The sequence below is a fragment of the Sorangium sp. So ce426 genome, assembly GCF_051475585.1.
In the GTDB taxonomy this organism is placed as follows: Bacteria; Myxococcota_A; Polyangia; order Polyangiales; family Polyangiaceae; genus Sorangium; species Sorangium cellulosum_B.
Window position 1 is genome coordinate 7,559,642 of sequence record NZ_CP150341.1, and the last position, 16,084, is coordinate 7,575,725.

A 16,084-nucleotide genomic window follows, 5' to 3' on the forward strand; every position below is an offset into this window, starting at 1 on the left:
CACAGTTGACATCAAGGGAATGCTCCGCCGTCGTGCGGCGGGACAGAGCGCGCGCCACATGAGGCGCGAGGCAGCGTTCGACCGTAAGCGAGCGCCTCATCCCGGCGAGCGTCGCCGCGTCTTCCGCTTCCCTCGGGCTTGCGCCAGCTCTGCCCGCAGCGCCTGCACCTCGGCCTGCAGCTTGTCGTTCGCCTCGCGCGCCTTGCTCTCCGCCTCGCGCGCCTTGCTCTCCGCCTCGTCCGGCGTCGGCAGCAGATCGTGGCCTTCGCGGTCGCGCGCCAGCCGGAGCATCGGGCCGAGCGACGGGTCTTGCACGACGGTCCACCAGAGGCCCAGCGTCTCGCAAGCGCGCAGGTCGGGGTCGTCGGACGCCCGCTCCACGAGATCGCCCTCCAGGGCGTCCCAGACGCGGATCGGTCGCTCTCGATCCTCGGGATCGAAGCGCACGACCTCCGGGATGCCCGCGGCGCGGTAGCGCTCGAGCTTCTCGTCCCAGGCGGGCTCGCCCTCGTCCGAGTCGCTCACGATCTCGACCCCGAGGTCAGGCGCCAAGTGCAGCCAGATCTTCCAGGTGCGGAAGGTCCGATGAGGCATACCCAGCCGGACGAAGGCGTCGGGGGCGAGGCGCTTCTTCGATGTCGTCGGGTCCCAGTAGACGAACTGGTCTGAGCCGAGGGTCGCCGTGTGCGCGAGCTCGCGCTTGAGGATGAGGTACAGCGGATAGCGCCGGCGCCGGCTTCCGACTCCGGAGCGTGACCCAGGGGCAGTGTGCCTATGGCGGATCCGGGGTGCACACCTGGGGCTGCTGGAACGACCCGGACATGGTCTATCGTGTCGACGTGATCCAGTACCAACGCCAGCCGACAGCCTCGGCGACGCTCAGACGCGGGAGCCCGTTCAGAATCTGTGTCGCGAAAGAACGAGCCATGTCGAGGTCCATTTCCCTCGATGAACGCCTTTTGCTGTGTGACAGGCAACTAGGCCCGATGGCGGCCTCAACGAGAGAGAGCAGCACGTCGGCGCAGGATACGGTCGGGCATCCGAGGGGGACCGGAGAGCATCCGGTGGGCTGTTGCCGCGTGTAGATGGTAGACCCGCGCGCGCAGGAGCACGCGCACGAGAGACGCGAGAGGGGAGCCGGGCGAAACCGCGCGACGGGAGGAGGGAGACCGCTAGAGGAACAGACGCGGCGGACGCCGGTACGCCGCATCCGGCGCCCCGCAGCGCATAATCAGCCACGCCGGGCGCAGGCAACTTCACCTGCCTGTCGGCGAGCGCCACGAAGAGCTGGTTCGGCGCGGTCGGGCTGAACGCCAGCGCGAACGCAGCAGGGGTCTCGCCCCGTCGGAGACCAGCGCGTGCTGCTCCGCGCCGCCCATGAATGAGTCGCCCTTGCCACCCGGCCGGCAGCGGCGGGGGCCGCTGAGATGTGCGGGGACGATCTGCGTGCCGCCCTCGAACGATCTGCCTGCCGCCCTCGAGACGAGAGCACGCCAAGCTGTCTCGCCCGTTTCGTCCGCCCACGCCGCGACCGGCTCAAGGCTCCCACGGAGGCCGAGGCCACCTACGCACCGAGCCCCCCCCGCGGATCCCGCAGGCTCGTGCTCCTCCGGCCGCGTTGACTGCCGAACCGCGGACGGAAGGCGACCGGGCACCGCCAGCGCGAGCCAATGCAGATCGGCGTCGCGCTCGCTCGCAACGCGCTATCCCCGCGCGGCTCGCGCGAAAGCGCAATCGATTTTTTCGGCTCGGCCTCCCCATCGCAGACTGCAACGCTGAACCTCCGGAAATGGCTCGGCAAGCGCCAGGTTCTGCGGGAGGTGCTGCCAGCGGCACGCGAAGCCCCGCACGCACACCACCTGTTGGTGTAGCATCCGCTGTCATGCCCAGACTGCAAGGTGCCCTGCATGCGCATGGAGATTGACCTCGCCAGCGCTGGAGCCGAGGTGCGCGCGAGCACGCGCTGGAGCCACGAAGACAGGACCGCCCCCAACGGCCTGGGCTCCGACTTCGATGTCGATGCGATCGCCCGCTTCGCTGACGGCGTGCGTGCCGCCGCCGCAAACGCGCGGCCTCTCGACGCGGGCCTGCTCGATGCGGCGCAGGCTCTCCATCGCGCCGTGCTCCGCGGCCTCGACCCGCTGCGGACCGGGCTCGCCGCGGCGCCGGGCAATCCGCTGCTCGTACGGCTCTGGCTCCTCGATCCGAAGCTCCAGGGTGTGCCCTGGGAGGCGCTCTGCAGACCCGGCGAGGCCATGGGGTTCTGGGCCAGCTCGCCGGCGCTGCTGCCCGTGCGCGGCGTGACGACGAGCGAACCCTGGCAGCCCCGCGCGGTGCGCGGCGCGCTCCGCGTGCTCGCGGTCGCGCCGCTCGGCGGCGCGGGCCTCGACGCGCTCCGGAGCGCGCTCGGCGAGCGGATCGATACGGGCGAGATGGAGTGGCTCGATCCGCTCGTGGGGCCGGCTGCGCGCGCATCCGCCCTCTTCGATCGGCTCCGCCGCGAGCCGATCCCGCACGTGCTCCATTTCGTCGGGCACGGCGGCCAGCACCATGGCGTCCCCGTCCTGCAGTTCGCCGACGAGGACGGCGACGCGCGCTGGGTGCCCGCGGAGCTGCTCGCTCAGCAGATCCAGGCGAGCCTCCGCAGCTATCTCCGGCTCATCGTCCTCGAGGCGTGCGAGGGAGCCCGGCCGTCAGCGTTCGCCTCCGCCGCGGAGATCCTGGCCCGGACCGGCGTGGACGCGGTCGTCGCCCACCTCTGGCCGGTGAAGGCCGACGTGGCGCGCGCGTGCTCGGCGGAGCTCTACCGCGCGCTCGCGGCCGGCTCCCAGAACAAAGGCGATGTTGCCTTCAGCATGAACGAAGCCCGGCGGGCGCTCCTCGTCGCCTTCGACGGCAGCGCCGAGGCGTTCTCGCCGGTCGTGTACCTCCGCGGCCCCGACAGCGTGATCTTCGACTTCAAAGGGCGCAAGATCGTGCCGCCCGCGCCGCTCACCCACGCGACGCCGGTCACCCGCGGGATCGATCCGGCGCTCGGGCGGATGCTCGGGAAACCCTTCTCGCTGCTGCTCGGCGATCGCTTCCGAGGGCAGCGCCCCCTGATCTCGGGCTTCCGCGACAAGCTCCACAAGGAGCTCGCCAAGGCGGCGGCCCCGGCGGCGCCTGGGCTGTCGATGAGCTCGCTCGCCCAACGGGTTGCGCTCCACCGCGGGGTGCCGAAGCTCGACGCCGAATTTCAGAAGACGTTCCGCGGCGGCGCGCCGCCCCCGCCGTTCATCGAGGCGCTGGCGCGCGCCGTCGGTCCGGGCGTGCACACGACGCTGCTGCGTCACCCGTGGCTCGAGCAGGCCGTGGCTGAGAAGCACCCGCGGCGCACGATCTATGTGCTCCACCAGGGGGACCAGGGCCTGATTTTGCTGTGCCGCGAGGCGGGCGGCACGGATTGGGAGGAGCTCGACGCGCCACCCGAGACGATCGACCCAGAGCAGGAGATCGTTCTCTTTCGGCCCTACGGCGGCTACACGCCCGAGCACGTGTTCGCGCGGCCTCTCCTGACAGAGGACGACTACCAGCTCAGCCTCCGCGATCTCGACGGCGCGCTCCCGCGCGACCTGGCGAACGCGATCCTGAGCACGCTGAGCTATCGACCCGCGCTGCTCCTCGGCATGTCGGTCGTCACCGGGCACCACCGGCTCCTGCTCCACCGCCTCTATCCGCGGGGCGTTCCGCGCGGCAGCCTCGCGGTGATCGATCCCGAGGACGCGGAGCGGGAGCTCTGGAAGAAGGGGTCGGGTCTACCGGGCAAGAACGAGGGCCTCGACGATGTCATCGAGGCCTCCATGGAGGACCTCGCCGAGGCATTCGGAGGGGAGGACGGCGCGTGAGCGATCCTCAGGAGAGCGTGAACCCGTTCCCCGGCGCGCAGCCGTACCGCGCCGCGGATCGCGATCGCTTCTTCGGCCGCGACGCGCTCGTGGCGAAGCTCACGCACCAGATCCTGGCCCACCCGTCGACCACCCTGTACGGGCCGTCGGGGGCCGGCAAGTCGTCGCTGATGCAGGCGGGGGTGGTCCCCCGGCTGCAGGAGACCCACGACTTCCAGGTGGTGCGCGTCGACGGGTGGCCGTCGAGCGAGGCGCCCCTCCCGTGGCTCACGCGCGCCGTCTTCGAAGGCCTGGAGCTCGGCGTGGTCCCTCAGGACGTCCCGCCCATCGAAGCGCTCGACCAAGCGATGCTCCTCGCCGAGCGCCGGAGCGAGCAGCCGATCCTGATCTACCTGGACCAGATCGAGCAGCTGCTCTTCGCAGAGCGCGCCGAGGCCGACGCCGAGGCGCTGATCGACGGCGTGCACCGGCTCGCGCGAGCGCCGATCCAGGGCTTGCAGATCGTGCTGTCGTTGCGGGAGGACTACCTGGGACGGTTCCGGGATCGCGCGCGAGATCGCAAGGAGCTGCTCGCGCACGGGTTCCGGCTCGGGCCGATGACGGTGGGCGAGATGGTCAAGGCGGTGTGCCGCGCGGCGGCCGAGGGGCAGCCACCGCAGCGCTGGGACGAGGAGCACCTCCGCGGGCTCATGAGGGAGGTGCGGGCGCCCGACGGGAGCGCGTCCGACGCGGCGGAGATCCAGGCGGTTTACGCGCAGATCGTGTGCCGCGCGCTGTTCCAGGAGCGCGCCCAGGGCGGCGCTGAGGGCGTGTTCGAGGCCGAGTCGATCCTGCGACGGTACTTCGACGCGACGCTCGAGGATCTCGGGCCGCTCGCGCCGGAGGCGCGGCGGCTGCTCGAGGATCAGCTCGTCACGGCGGACGGCAGCCGGACGCTGCGCACCGAGAAGGAGCTCCTCGGGTACGTGCCCGAGGAGAAGCTCAAGACGATCCTGCGCGCGCTGGAAGACGCGGCGATCCTCCACGCCCAGGCGCATTCAGGCAGCAGGTACTTCGAGATCGGTCACGACTGGTTGGCGAGCAGGGTCCACGAGCAGCGAAAGCAGCGTGAGCGGGACGAGGAGGAGCGGCGGCGCGAGGAGGCGCAGGAGGCGGAGCGCTTTCGCGAGCGCGCCGAGGCCGAGGCGCGGCTCGCCAAGGCCCGGGCGGAGCGGCGCTTCTGGACGATCGTCGCGCTCGCGGCGCTCGCAGTGGCGGCGGGCACGGGGGGGCTGGGGGTGTGGGCGCTCAAGCAGCGAGACAGCGCCGTGAAGGCCACGAGCAAGGCGATCGAGGCGGAAAAGGCGGCATCGAAGGCGGCCGAGATCGCCGAGGCGAAGGAGACCGAGGCGCACGACGCGCGGCTGCTCGCCGGCTCCCGCGAGCTCAAGAGCCGCGGCCAGATCGCGTGGGCGACGGAGCTCTTGCCCCGCGTGCGGAAGCCCGATGAGGCGCGCGGCTGGGTCGCGCTCGCGAGCGAGATCCTCGCCACGAACACGCTCGAGGTGACCCTTCGTGGACACAAGGAGGCGCTCAGGGCAGCCGCATGGAGCAGCGACGGCAAGCGCGTCCTGACCGCCTCGGCCGACAACATCGCGCGGGTGTGGAACGCAGATGGCACAGGCGATCCGGTGGTGGTCGCGCGCCACGACGCACCGATCACCGTCGCCTCGTTCAGCCCGGACGACCAGCGGGTGCTCACAGGCTCAGAGGACGGGGCGGCGCGGGTCTGGAACGCCGACGGTTCGGGCAGCACCGTGGAGCTTGTGTCGGCTCCATCGGCCGCAGAGGCCCCCCGCCGGCGTGTCACGGCGGCGGCCTTCAGCGGCGATGGCAAACGGGTGGTCGTGGCCTCCGTGTCGCCCGCATCGCCCGACAGGCCCTCGGAAGTCATCGCGCGGGTGTTGAACGCCGACGACGCGGGCGGCGCCGTGGAATTCAAGGACCACACCGGGCCGCTCACGGTCGTGGCGCTCCATCCGGACGGCAAGCGCGTGCTCACCGTGTCGCAGGACGGGATGGCGAAGCTGTGGAGCACCGACGCCCCGGCGACGCCGCTCGTCTTCAACGACCACAACGCAGCGGTGAACTTCGCTGCCCTGAGCCCCGACGGGACGCGCCTTGTGACAACGTCGAGCGACAAGACCGCGCGCATCTTTGACGTGTCGCGCGCTGCCAGGCCGATCGTGCTCAAGGGACACGATGGCGCCGTTCTCCATGCCGCGTGGAGCGCCGACGGCAAGCGCGTCGCCACCACCTCGAACGACGATACGGCTCGCGTGTGGAGCGCCGACGGCAAGGGCGAGGCGGTCGTCCTCTCCGGGCACAGCCATGACGTGACGTTCGTGGCGTTTCGACCCGATGGGAGGTACCTGGCCACCACCTCGCTCGACCAAACGGTGCGCGTCTGGCCCGCACAGGGGGGTGTGCCGCTTGTGATGAGCGGGCATGGAGCGCCGGTCCTCTCGGCGGCATGGAGCCCCGATGGCAAGCGGGTGCTCACCGGCGACGAAGGCGGGCGCTCGCTCGACGCGACGGCCAGGATCTGGCGCCCGGCGCGGCTCGCATCGCTGCCGCGGGAGCGACAGGGGTTCTACCATTCGGCGTCCATCGGCGCCGGCGGCGTCGTTCTCTCGGCCTACGACGACGGGACAGTGCGCCTCTTTGGTGCAGACGAGACCGGCGAGCCGAAGGTCGTCATCGTGGGCCGAGGCTCGGCCTCCACCCCGGTCCAGGCCGACAAGGCATGGGTCATGAATGCATCCTTGAGCCCCGATGGCGCCCGGGTCGCCGTCGCTTCGTTCGACGGGACGGCGCGCATCGTCCGGGTGGACGGTGTGGGCGCGCCCGTGGAGCTTCCCCGTCATCAGGCCGCGGTGCGCGCGGCTGTCTTCAGCCCGGACGGGACGCACGTGGTCACCGTCTCCGACGACAAGGTCGCGTTCATCCATCGCGTCGACGGATCGGGCGAACCGTTGCGGCTGGCAGAGCACATCGACGGCCTCACCTCGGCGGCGTGGGACCGCGACGGCAAGCGCGTCGTGACCACGTCCAGGGATCACACGGCGCGCATCTGGCGCGCCGACGGCCAGGGCAAGCCCATCGTGCTCACGGGACACGAGGGCGCCATCCACGCGGCGGCATGGAGCCCCGACGGGACGCGCGTCGTCACCGCCTCGGAGGACGACACCGCCCAGGTCTGGGACGCGGACAGCGGCGCGCCCACGGTACCGCTCTCGCACGGGAGCCCGGTGCTGCACGCCGTCTGGAGCCCGGATGCCGCGCGCATCGCCACCTCGTCGCTGAAGGGGGGAGTGCGCCTGTGGCGCGCCGATGGGACGGGTGAGCCCGTCGAGCTCGAGGTCCCGGCGCCTGCCCTGGCCATGGCGTTCCTGGACGACGGCCGGAGGCTGCTCGTCGTCACGGCCGACAACACGACGCGCACCTGGACGATCGACACGGGTTCGTTGCGACAGGGTTTGAAGGACGCCAATGCGGACTGCCTCCCTCCGGAGATGAGGGCCATCTATCTCGGCGATACCGCAGACATGGCGCGAGAGCGGTATGCCACGTGCGAGCGAGAGCACCTGCGAGCCCCTTTGTTCACGGAGGTTCAAAGACAATGAGGATGGTGATGCGCATGGTTGCATGGACCGGAGGCATGCTGATGGGCCTCACGGCCTGCGAATCGATCGACCACCGCAGCGCCGCCGGGAGGGCGGCGTCCAGCACCGCTCTGGGCGACGCAGGTCCCCGGGAGAGCTCCATGTTTCACACGACGGCGACGCGATCGCAGCACAGGCCGCTCGCGTCGGATGAGCGCCGGGTCGCGCTGGTCGTCGTGCCCGGCGATGCATCGGTAGAGGTCGACGGTCAGCCGGCGCGGCGGACCAACGGCATCATCGAGCTGGTCGGCAAGAAGGGTGATAGTCGCAAAGTCCGCGTTTTCAAGGGGGCGAAGCGCATGGAAGAAAAGACCGTGTTGATCGGGGATGCTGATAGTTCGCCGATGTTCCTGGACCTGAACGCGCCGCCCCCGCCGGTGGCGCGCAAGGCCGAGAAGAAGGCGCAGTGGGAGCCGATCCGGGTTCGGTGGTCCGAGGATCCCGGCGATGGCGCGAGCAAATGACGGGCTCATCCCTCTGCCCGATCGCTCGAGCCGTCAGATTTCGAGAGGCTCAACAGCTGGCTGGGCTGTTCTTTCGAAGCGCCGGACGGACGAGGCACCTCGCGGGTCGAGCAGCGACGCTCCTCCCGCCGCATGCAGCGGGACGACATGACGTGAAGCTGCCGCGGGCGATGGGAAGCCCGGATGGAGATAGGACATGAAAGTTCGTGTTGCCAGGCGGGTGGTCTTTGGATCCACGATCGCCCTGGCGCTGTCGATCGGGAGAGCGGAGGCGCAGACTCCACCGTCCAGCGCTCCCGGCGCCGCGCAGCCGCGCGACCCGACAGCGTCGAAGCTGGCGAAAGTGCACTTCGAGCAGGGGGACCAGTACTTCGCTGACAAGGAGTGGCTCAAGGCGCACGACGAATACGTCAAGTCGCTGTCGCAAGAGAAGACGATGAGCGCGATGACGGCGCTCGCTTCCACGCTGAGGCAGCTCGAGAGGTACAACGAGTCGCTGGACCTGTACGAGAAGGTCCTGCTGGAGCCCAAGCTCCCGTCCAACCTCATGGACGATGTCAGGAGGGGCGTGGAGGACCTCCGGAAGCGCGTTGGTACACTCGAGCTCACCGGCGACACGCCCGTCGGCGCGCGCCTGCTCATCGACGAGAAAGAGCGCGCCACACTGCCGCTATTGGCGCCGCTGCGTGTGCCCACAGGCACGCGCCAGATCAGCGTCAAGAAGGACGGATTCGAGCCCATCGCCGCAACCGCAGAGGTCAAGCCCGGGCAGAAGAGCGTGGTGGAGCTGCGCGCCCCGTCGAGGAAGGGGCGCCTCTCGGTGAGCGAGAAGCACGGGTGGGCGCTGGAGGTGGAGATCGACGGGCAGCGGCTCGGCGTGACGCCATGGGAGGGCCTCGTGGAGCCTGGCGAGCACAGGGTGCAGCTGCGCGGCTTCGTGGGGCTCCAGGCGCTCGCAGAGTGCACGGCGCCGGAGGCGGGCGCTGGCGGCGCGGAGGCGGCGCGCGAGGGCGCGAAGATGGAGTCGCCGGTGCAGACGGCGACCGTGAAGCTGTATGAGGTGACGCCCGTGGTCCTGAGCGCGCAGGACGTCGACGCGTCGCTACGGGTCGAGTCGACGCCCAGCGGGGCGCACGTGAACATCGACGGCAAGGTCGTGGGGCGCACGCCCTGGGAGGGGCGGCTCCCGCTGGGTGAGCATGCCGTCGAGGTGCGCGCAGCGGGCTTCCTGCTCGCGAAGCAAGCGGTGCGGCTGGAGCGGCGCAAGCAGCGGGAAGTGCAGGTGGTGCTGGAGCACGAGCCGGATCCGGACGCGCAACGCAGGACGAGGAACATTGCGGCGGGGGTGGGCTACGGGGTGGGGACGCTGGGGTTCGGGCTGCTCGCGGTGACCGGAGGCCTGGCGCTCAAGGAAGTGGGCGAGGTCCGAGCTCGGTGCGGCGGCACCTCGTGCCCGCAGTCGGAGCGGCAGAAGCTGGACGAGGCAGGCGACCTGGGGACGCTGGCGACGGTGGGTCTTGTGGTAGGGGCCGTCGGCGTGGCGGCGGGGACGACGGCGCTGTTCGTGCTGCAGCCCGGCGGGGACGAGCGGCGCCCCGGCGGCGGCGCGAAGGCATCGGGCGGCGTGGCGTGGCGTGCGGGCGTGGGGCTTGGGCGGTTCGAGATCGAAGGGAGGTTCTGATGGGCAAGCTACGAGCACGGTACGCGCGGACCGGCGTCGCGGTGGCGGCGGTGTTCGGCTGCAGCGCCGCGGTCCTCGGCTGCAATTCGGTGCTGGGAATCGAGGATTTCGACGCCGCGGGCTGCCCCAGCGCCGGTGCGCGCAGGTGCCTGGACAGCAATACACCGCAGGTGTGCGGCGCGGACGGCAGCTGGGAGAGCCAGCCGGACTGTGTCGATCAGGTGTGCGACAGCGCGGCGGGAGCGTGCGTCGGCGAGTGCGCGCCACGAGCGACGCGGTGCGCGGGCGAGGTGCCCCAGGTGTGCAGCGATCTCGGGCTGTGGGAGAGCAAGGCGGCGTGCGTCGACAAGACGTGCAGCGCCGAGCTGGGCGCGTGCATCGGCGTGTGCGCGGCCGGGCAGAAGCGGTGCGACGACAACACGTTGCAGCGCTGCGACGCGGACGGCCAGTGGCAGGACGAGAAGGCGTGCTCCGACCAGACATGCGACGCCACCAACGAGGATGGGTGCGTGGGCGTGTGCGTGAACGGCGAAAAGCGGTGCGAGGACAACGCGCTGCGCATATGTGGCCTGGATGGGCAGTGGCAAGCACAGCCGGCATGCGTCGGCCAGACCTGCGACGCCGACGACGGAGGAGGCGGGTGCGTGGGCGTGTGCGCGAAGGGTCAGAAGCGTTGCGAAGACAGCATCAATACGCTGCAGCTCTGCGATGAGCACGGGCGGTGGCAAGACGAGCGGTCGTGCTCGAGCGACGACATGACATGCAGCGTCGCCGCCGAGGGCGGGTGCGTGGGCGTGTGCGCGGCGGGCCGGACGCGCTGCGAGGACAATGCGCTGCACACCTGCGGCCTGGATGGGCAGTGGCAGGCACAGGCGGCGTGTGTCGACCAGACCTGCGATATCACTGGCGAAGACGAAGACGGGTGCGTGGGCGTGTGCGCGGCGGGCCAGAAGCGCTGCGACGCCGACAACAACGCGCTGCAGCTCTGCGATGAGCGCGGGCAGTGGCGAGGCGAGATGTGGTGCTCCACCGTCAACCAGACATGTAGCGTCACCGACGCAGATGGGTGCACGGGCGTATGTGCAGCGGGGCAGAAGCGCTGCGAGGACAATGCGCTGCATACATGCGGCCCGGATGGGCAATGGCAAATCCAGCCGGCATGCGTCGATCAAACCTGCGACGCCGACGACGAAGAAGACGGCTGCGTGGGCGTGTGCGCGGCGGGGCAGAAGCGATGCGAAGACGACGACAATACGCTGCAGCTCTGCGACACGCACGGGCAGTGGCAGATTGAGAGGTGGTGCTCCACCGTCAACCAGACGTGCGACACCGCCGACGTGGATGGGTGCGCGGGCGTCTGTGCGGCGGGGCAGAAGCGCTGCGCGAGCAACGTGCCGCAGGAGTGCCGCGGTGGAGCGTGGGAGAGCCAGCCGCTGTGCGGCGGCCCGACACATTGTCACGGTGGCGAGTGCGTGGTGTCGTGCGCGCCCGGGGTCGACGTGTGGTGTTTCGGCAATGCCCCGTATACGTGCGGCCCCACCGGTGACCTGACCGCCGAGGCGGAGTGCGAATCCCAGACATGCATCAACGGCGTCTGCGAGGGCGAGTGCGCGCTCGGGGACGCGAGGTGCTCGGGCAACACGCCACAGACGTGCGATGAGAGAGGACACTGGAAGGACCGGTCTGAGTGCGACACGGCGTGCGAGTCAGGTTCGTGTCCAGGGCCGAGCTGCGAGGGCCTGGCCGCGACGTGCGGGCCGATGGACAATGAGAACTGCTGCCTCAGCCCTGTGGTGCTGGGAGGCTCATACCAGCGGTCCAACATGGGGGCGCACCCCGCGACGGTGAGTGATTTTCGACTGGACCGATATGAGATCACCGTGGGCCGGTTTCGCAAGTTCGTCGAGGCCTACCCGGCGAGCAAGCCTGTAGAGGGAGCAGGAGCGCACCCAGGGATAGCGGGGAGCGGCTGGCAGCCCGAGTGGGACTGGGAGCTGCCCGCGGATCGAGCGGAGCTGGAAGCCAATCTGAAATGCTATAGATATGACATGTGGACGGACGCAGCAGGTGACAACGAGAACAGGCCGATGAACTGCATCACCTGGTTCGAGGCGTTCGCCTTCTGTGCGTGGGATGGTGGGAGGCTGCCGACGGAGGCAGAGTGGAACTACGCGGCGGCAGGGGGGAGCGAGCAGAGGGAGTATCCGTGGTCGGTGCCGCCGAGCTCGGTCACGATCGATCAGAGCTATGCAGTGCACAACTGCAGCGGGCAGGGAGTAGGCTGGACATGCGGCGGGGAGGACATTTTGAAGGTGGGCGTGAGATCGCCGAAGGGTGACGGGAAGTGGGAACATGCGGATCTAGCGGGAGGCGTGTGGGAGTGGGTCCTGGATAGATATGATCCCTATGTCGTGGGAGCATGCAACGACTGCGCCAACACCAGCAACGGATTGCATCGGGTGCGCCGGGGCGGTAGCTGGACAGATATTGAATCCAACTTGCATTCGTCCGAGCGCTCCAACGACTCCCCGGGATGGCGTGGGGACTACATCGGTGCCCGATGCGCAAGGACGCCGTGAGTCACGCTGCATGATTCCGCGCGCTCCGATCGACCCCTGAAGGCGGGAAGCAGGCACGATCCCTCTGCCCGCCTTCCCGACCTCAGGAGAGCTCCCTCCGGGTGGACGCGCCCCCACCCACCCCTCTAGCTCTCTCCCCGCCCCCTCATCCGCCCGCCGTGTCGACCAGCGCCCTCAGGGCCGGCGGCATCCTCCGCGGATCGCAGGGGGCCTTCACCGCCCGGCCCGCGACGACCGCGCTCATATGGCACGTCCCCGGCCGCGGCAGGTGATCCATCCAGTAGAGATCGAACCGATCGTCCGGCGCGAGCCGCCGCACCATCGGCTCGAGCGGCAGCATCAGCCCCTCTCGGAAGCGGGCCAGATAGACCACGTTCGACAGGCGAACAGGGGAGTTCAGGCCGATGCGCCGCCGCGTCCCGGACGCGTACGGGCCCGTGTGATCGATGAACTCCACCGTCTGGAGATCGCCGTAGAGGTCCGGCTCCGTCTTCTCGACCGTCACCAGCGTCCACGCGCAGAGCGGCCGCTGCGCCCGCAGGAGCGCGCGCGTCATCTGCTCGAAGTCGGGCAGATCCGCGGCCGCCCGCGCCTCGGTGTAGTGGCCGTGCGCGAACTGGTTGCGCTCGGCCTGCATCAGGTTCGAGAGCGTCTCGAACGTCTGGTTGTGCGACAGCTTGACGTCGAGCACCTCCCTCGCCATCGAGCCGATCGGATCGTCGCGATCGCCGAACGCCCGCGCGGCCGTGCGCGCGAGCTCGCGCCACGCGCCGAGCGCCAGGCCGTCGCGCGTGCGCGTGCGGCCGTGGAAGTCGAGGAGCGCGCTCCACCCGGGAGGCGCCCCGCCCGCGCCCGGCCCGCTCGCGCCCGCGCTCCCCCCGCCCACGCCCGGCCCGCTCGGGACGCCGCCGCGCGCGGAGGTCGGGGGCGCGCTGCCGCCGCTGAAGAAGGCCGAGACGAGCACCGTCGCGATGAAGCGCCACGTGCCCTCGAGCACGTCGAACAGCATCTTCACCCGCTCGATCGCGCTCGACGCCCCGATCGCCGCCCGCACCCGCCCCGCGATGGGATAGGGCAGGCCGCCACTCAGCGCCGAGAGCACCCCGTGCGGATCGCCGCACTCGCGCGAGATCTCCGCCGCCCGCGCGCCCGCGTCGGCGTCGTGCAGGAGCTCCCACGACAGGGTCCGCGCGTGCTCGACCCTCCCGTCGAGGATGGGCGGCCGGCCGTGCCAGTCGCACTGCACCGCGCTCGCCATCACCGCAGGATCCGCCTTGCGGGGCACACACGCGGCGACCACGCCGGGCGCGAGCGGCGCGATCAGCGCGCCGGCGCCCGCGTGGGTCGCGACGACCGCCGCGAGCTCCTGCGCGAGCGCCCCGATGACGTGCGGCCCGACGCCGCCGAGCGCGCTCTGCTCCTCGATGCCGAACAGGACCGTCGCCCGGCGCCCGCTCCGCGACGCCTCGATCACCTCGAACGGCGCGGCGAAACGCGCGCTGGCCGTGCCGTCGCGGAGCTCCGCCACGGGGGTGGACGCGCCGTTCGCGCCCGCCGCGCCGCGCTCGCGCTCCGCCGCGAGCGACGCGCCCCGCTCGCGCTCCGCCGCGAGCGACGCGATCGCGTGCAGGCCGAGCTCGACCTCGCGGCCGGCGACGTCCGCCTCGCCGGCGATCGTGAAGTAGCCGCACGCGAACGCCCCGAGCCCCGCGGCCTCGGCGGCCTCCAGGGCCTGCCGGGCCGCGGCGGCCGCCTCCGCGGCGCCGCCCCGCACGAGCACCACCGCCGTGCCGTCCGCGTCGCCGACAGGCAGATCCGGCCACAGCCGGTGCACCGCGACCAGCGCGGCCGCCGCGCGCGAGGGCGCGCCCGCCTCGATCGGCCGCAGCAGGACGAGCGCGCCCTGGCCCTTCCGCGCGAGCAGCGACGCGCACTCCTGCTCCAGCCCGGCGCGCGCGAGCAGGCCCGTCGCCGGGTCCACCGCGCCGGCGGGGACCGACAGCGCGGCGTAGCGGCGGTCGAAAAACGTCGCGCGCATGCCGCCGACGCAGACGAAGGTGCCGTGCACGAGCGGCGACTCCTCCCCGCGCGCGAGGTGCCGCGCGCCGACCTGCACGGGCACGCTGCACTCCTCGCGGCGGCGCAGCCACCAGCGCACGCCGTCGTGGCGCAGCGAGGCCGCGAGCCGCGACGCCACGTCGGGGTAGACGAGCTCGTTGCGCTCGTCGCCCACGCGCTCCACGCGACCGAGCCGCAGCGCGCCGACCGGCTCGAGCCGGAGCTCGTGGAGGTAGCCGTCGCGCCCCTCGATCCGCAGCCGATCCGGCGCGGCCACCTCGCCGCGCCACAGCGAGAACCCGGGCGCCTGCGTGAGCCAGAGCGTGGCGCCGCCCGCCGCGACCGACCGCAGCTCGGCCCCCGGCGCGCCCTCGGGGCCACCCGCCTCGACGGGCGCGGGCGGGACGCTCTCGCCCGCCGGAAGGTCCCCGCCGCTGTCTCGTCCGCCCGTCACGCGTCCCTGTCCATGGTGGTGCCCGCGAGCCGCGTCACCCGAGCATCCGGGGGCCCCTCGGCCGATTACCGCACTGCGGCGCGGCAAATTCAACGCAAATGCGCTGTGGAGCATTCCACGAGCGCAGCAGCGCATTCGTCGAGCGCTACCGCGCGCCGCCCGCGGCTCGGCTGCCCTCGCCGGCGTCACCCGCCCGCCGGCGCTCGCGCGGCATGGTCCGCGGGACGACAGGGAGGCGGCTAGCTCTACTGCGGGAAGTCGCCCGCGGATCAGCAGAAAAACCACCAAGCCCCCAAGGACGCCAAGGGGAGCCCGACACATCCGACCTTCCGATCTTCGGAAAGTCCGACGTCGAGCTCGGCGGCGCGGTGGACTCCCGGCCGCTGCCGCTCGCTCGGCATTCACGCGGAACCGCACCATGGACAGAGGGCACGCGAAACGGCGCCCGAGGTGACGCAGGAGGGCGACCGGGGCTGCGCAGGAGCCGAACGATGGTCCCGAAGGACCCCCACAGGGGCGCACAGGAGGGGCTCGGGGGCCGCGCTGGACCGGGCCGAACGTAACGTAGGACACCACAGGGGCCGCGCAGGAGGGCGCCGAGGCTGCGCAGGAGGGACGGCGGGACTGCGCAGGAGGGACGACGAGGCTGCGCAGGAGGGTCGACGGGGCTGCGAAGGAGGGCGCCGAGGCTGCGCAGGGGGGACGGCGGGGCTGCGAAGGAGGGACGGCGAGGCTGCGAAGGAGGGCGCCGAGGCTGCGAAGGAGGGACGGCGAGGCTGCGAAGGAGGGCGCCGAGGCTGCGAAGGAGGGACGGCGAGGCTGCGAAGGAGGGCGCCGAGGCTGCGCAGGACAAACGGCGGGGCTGCGCAGTTGTACGAGCGGAGCCCTGGTAACACTTCTGACCGAGAGCGGCGGAGACCGGGATGGAGCGGCAGGGTCGCCGGGCAGGACGGAAGAGCCGAGGGAGGGAACGGAGGTGGTAGAAGACGGCCGGAGCACCGGTTGCGAGCGGTGGAGTGACGCGAAAAACCCGGGAGTCGCTCGCAAGGCCGCCAGGTATTTGAAAAGACGATGGTCTTCGAGATGTCCGGGGGCCCGCGGAGGGATCCCCGGTGGCCGGAGCGAGGGGTGGAACCGGAACCTCTCGCGAACCGGGTTACAAGTACGCGAAACGTCAGGTATGTCTGGGAGACCTCTCTCCGCCGCTGAAAGGCGGCGGCCCCATTGAAGCTCAGCCGGGAGAGCATCTAGAGCACCGAC

Annotated in this window: 8 protein-coding genes; 6 read left to right on the forward strand and 2 right to left on the reverse strand. The window is 71.1% G+C overall.

Going from position 1 to position 16,084, the window contains the following annotated elements; translation table 11 throughout:
* Positions 1-96: 96 nt before the first annotated feature.
* On the reverse strand, positions 97-867 hold the full coding sequence (locus WMF44_RS28080) for a Uma2 family endonuclease (protein ID WP_437301623.1): 771 nt from the start codon (positions 865-867) through the stop codon (positions 97-99).
* An 803-nt stretch (positions 868-1,670) separates the two neighbouring features.
* Between WMF44_RS28080 and WMF44_RS28085 the strand changes: the two genes are divergently transcribed.
* The 6 genes from WMF44_RS28085 (at position 1,671) to WMF44_RS28110 (ending at position 12,312) form a co-directional block, all read left to right on the forward strand.
* Positions 1,671-1,871, forward strand: coding sequence for a hypothetical protein (locus tag WMF44_RS28085; protein WP_437293117.1), 201 nt, complete (start codon positions 1,671-1,673; stop codon positions 1,869-1,871).
* 36 nt (positions 1,872-1,907) lie between these two features.
* Positions 1,908-3,884: a CHAT domain-containing protein gene (locus tag WMF44_RS28090; protein WP_437293118.1), complete on the forward strand. Its 1,977-nt coding sequence runs from the start codon at positions 1,908-1,910 to the stop codon at positions 3,882-3,884.
* Positions 3,881-7,549, forward strand: a complete 3,669-nt coding sequence (locus WMF44_RS28095; protein ID WP_437293119.1) for an NACHT and WD repeat domain-containing protein — start codon at positions 3,881-3,883, stop codon at positions 7,547-7,549. Before WMF44_RS28090 ends, WMF44_RS28095 begins: the two co-directional genes overlap by 4 nt.
* A 2-nt stretch (positions 7,550-7,551) precedes the next feature.
* The gene (locus tag WMF44_RS28100) at positions 7,552-8,052 is read left to right on the forward strand and encodes a hypothetical protein (RefSeq protein ID WP_437293120.1); all 501 of its coding nucleotides are present in this window, start codon (positions 7,552-7,554) and stop codon (positions 8,050-8,052) included.
* Positions 8,053-8,248: 196 nt separating this feature from the next.
* A complete protein-coding gene (locus WMF44_RS28105) occupies positions 8,249-9,733 on the forward strand; it encodes a PEGA domain-containing protein (protein ID WP_437293121.1) in 1,485 nt (494 codons plus the stop codon).
* On the forward strand, positions 9,733-12,312 hold the full coding sequence (locus WMF44_RS28110) for a formylglycine-generating enzyme family protein (protein WP_437293122.1): 2,580 nt from the start codon (positions 9,733-9,735) through the stop codon (positions 12,310-12,312). Before WMF44_RS28105 ends, WMF44_RS28110 begins: the two co-directional genes overlap by 1 nt.
* A 145-nt stretch (positions 12,313-12,457) precedes the next feature.
* Here WMF44_RS28110 and WMF44_RS28115 read toward each other — a convergent pair whose 3' ends face one another.
* On the reverse strand, positions 12,458-14,824 hold the full coding sequence (locus WMF44_RS28115; protein WP_437293123.1) for a hypothetical protein: 2,367 nt from the start codon (positions 14,822-14,824) through the stop codon (positions 12,458-12,460).
* Positions 14,825-16,084: the final 1,260 nt, after the last annotated feature.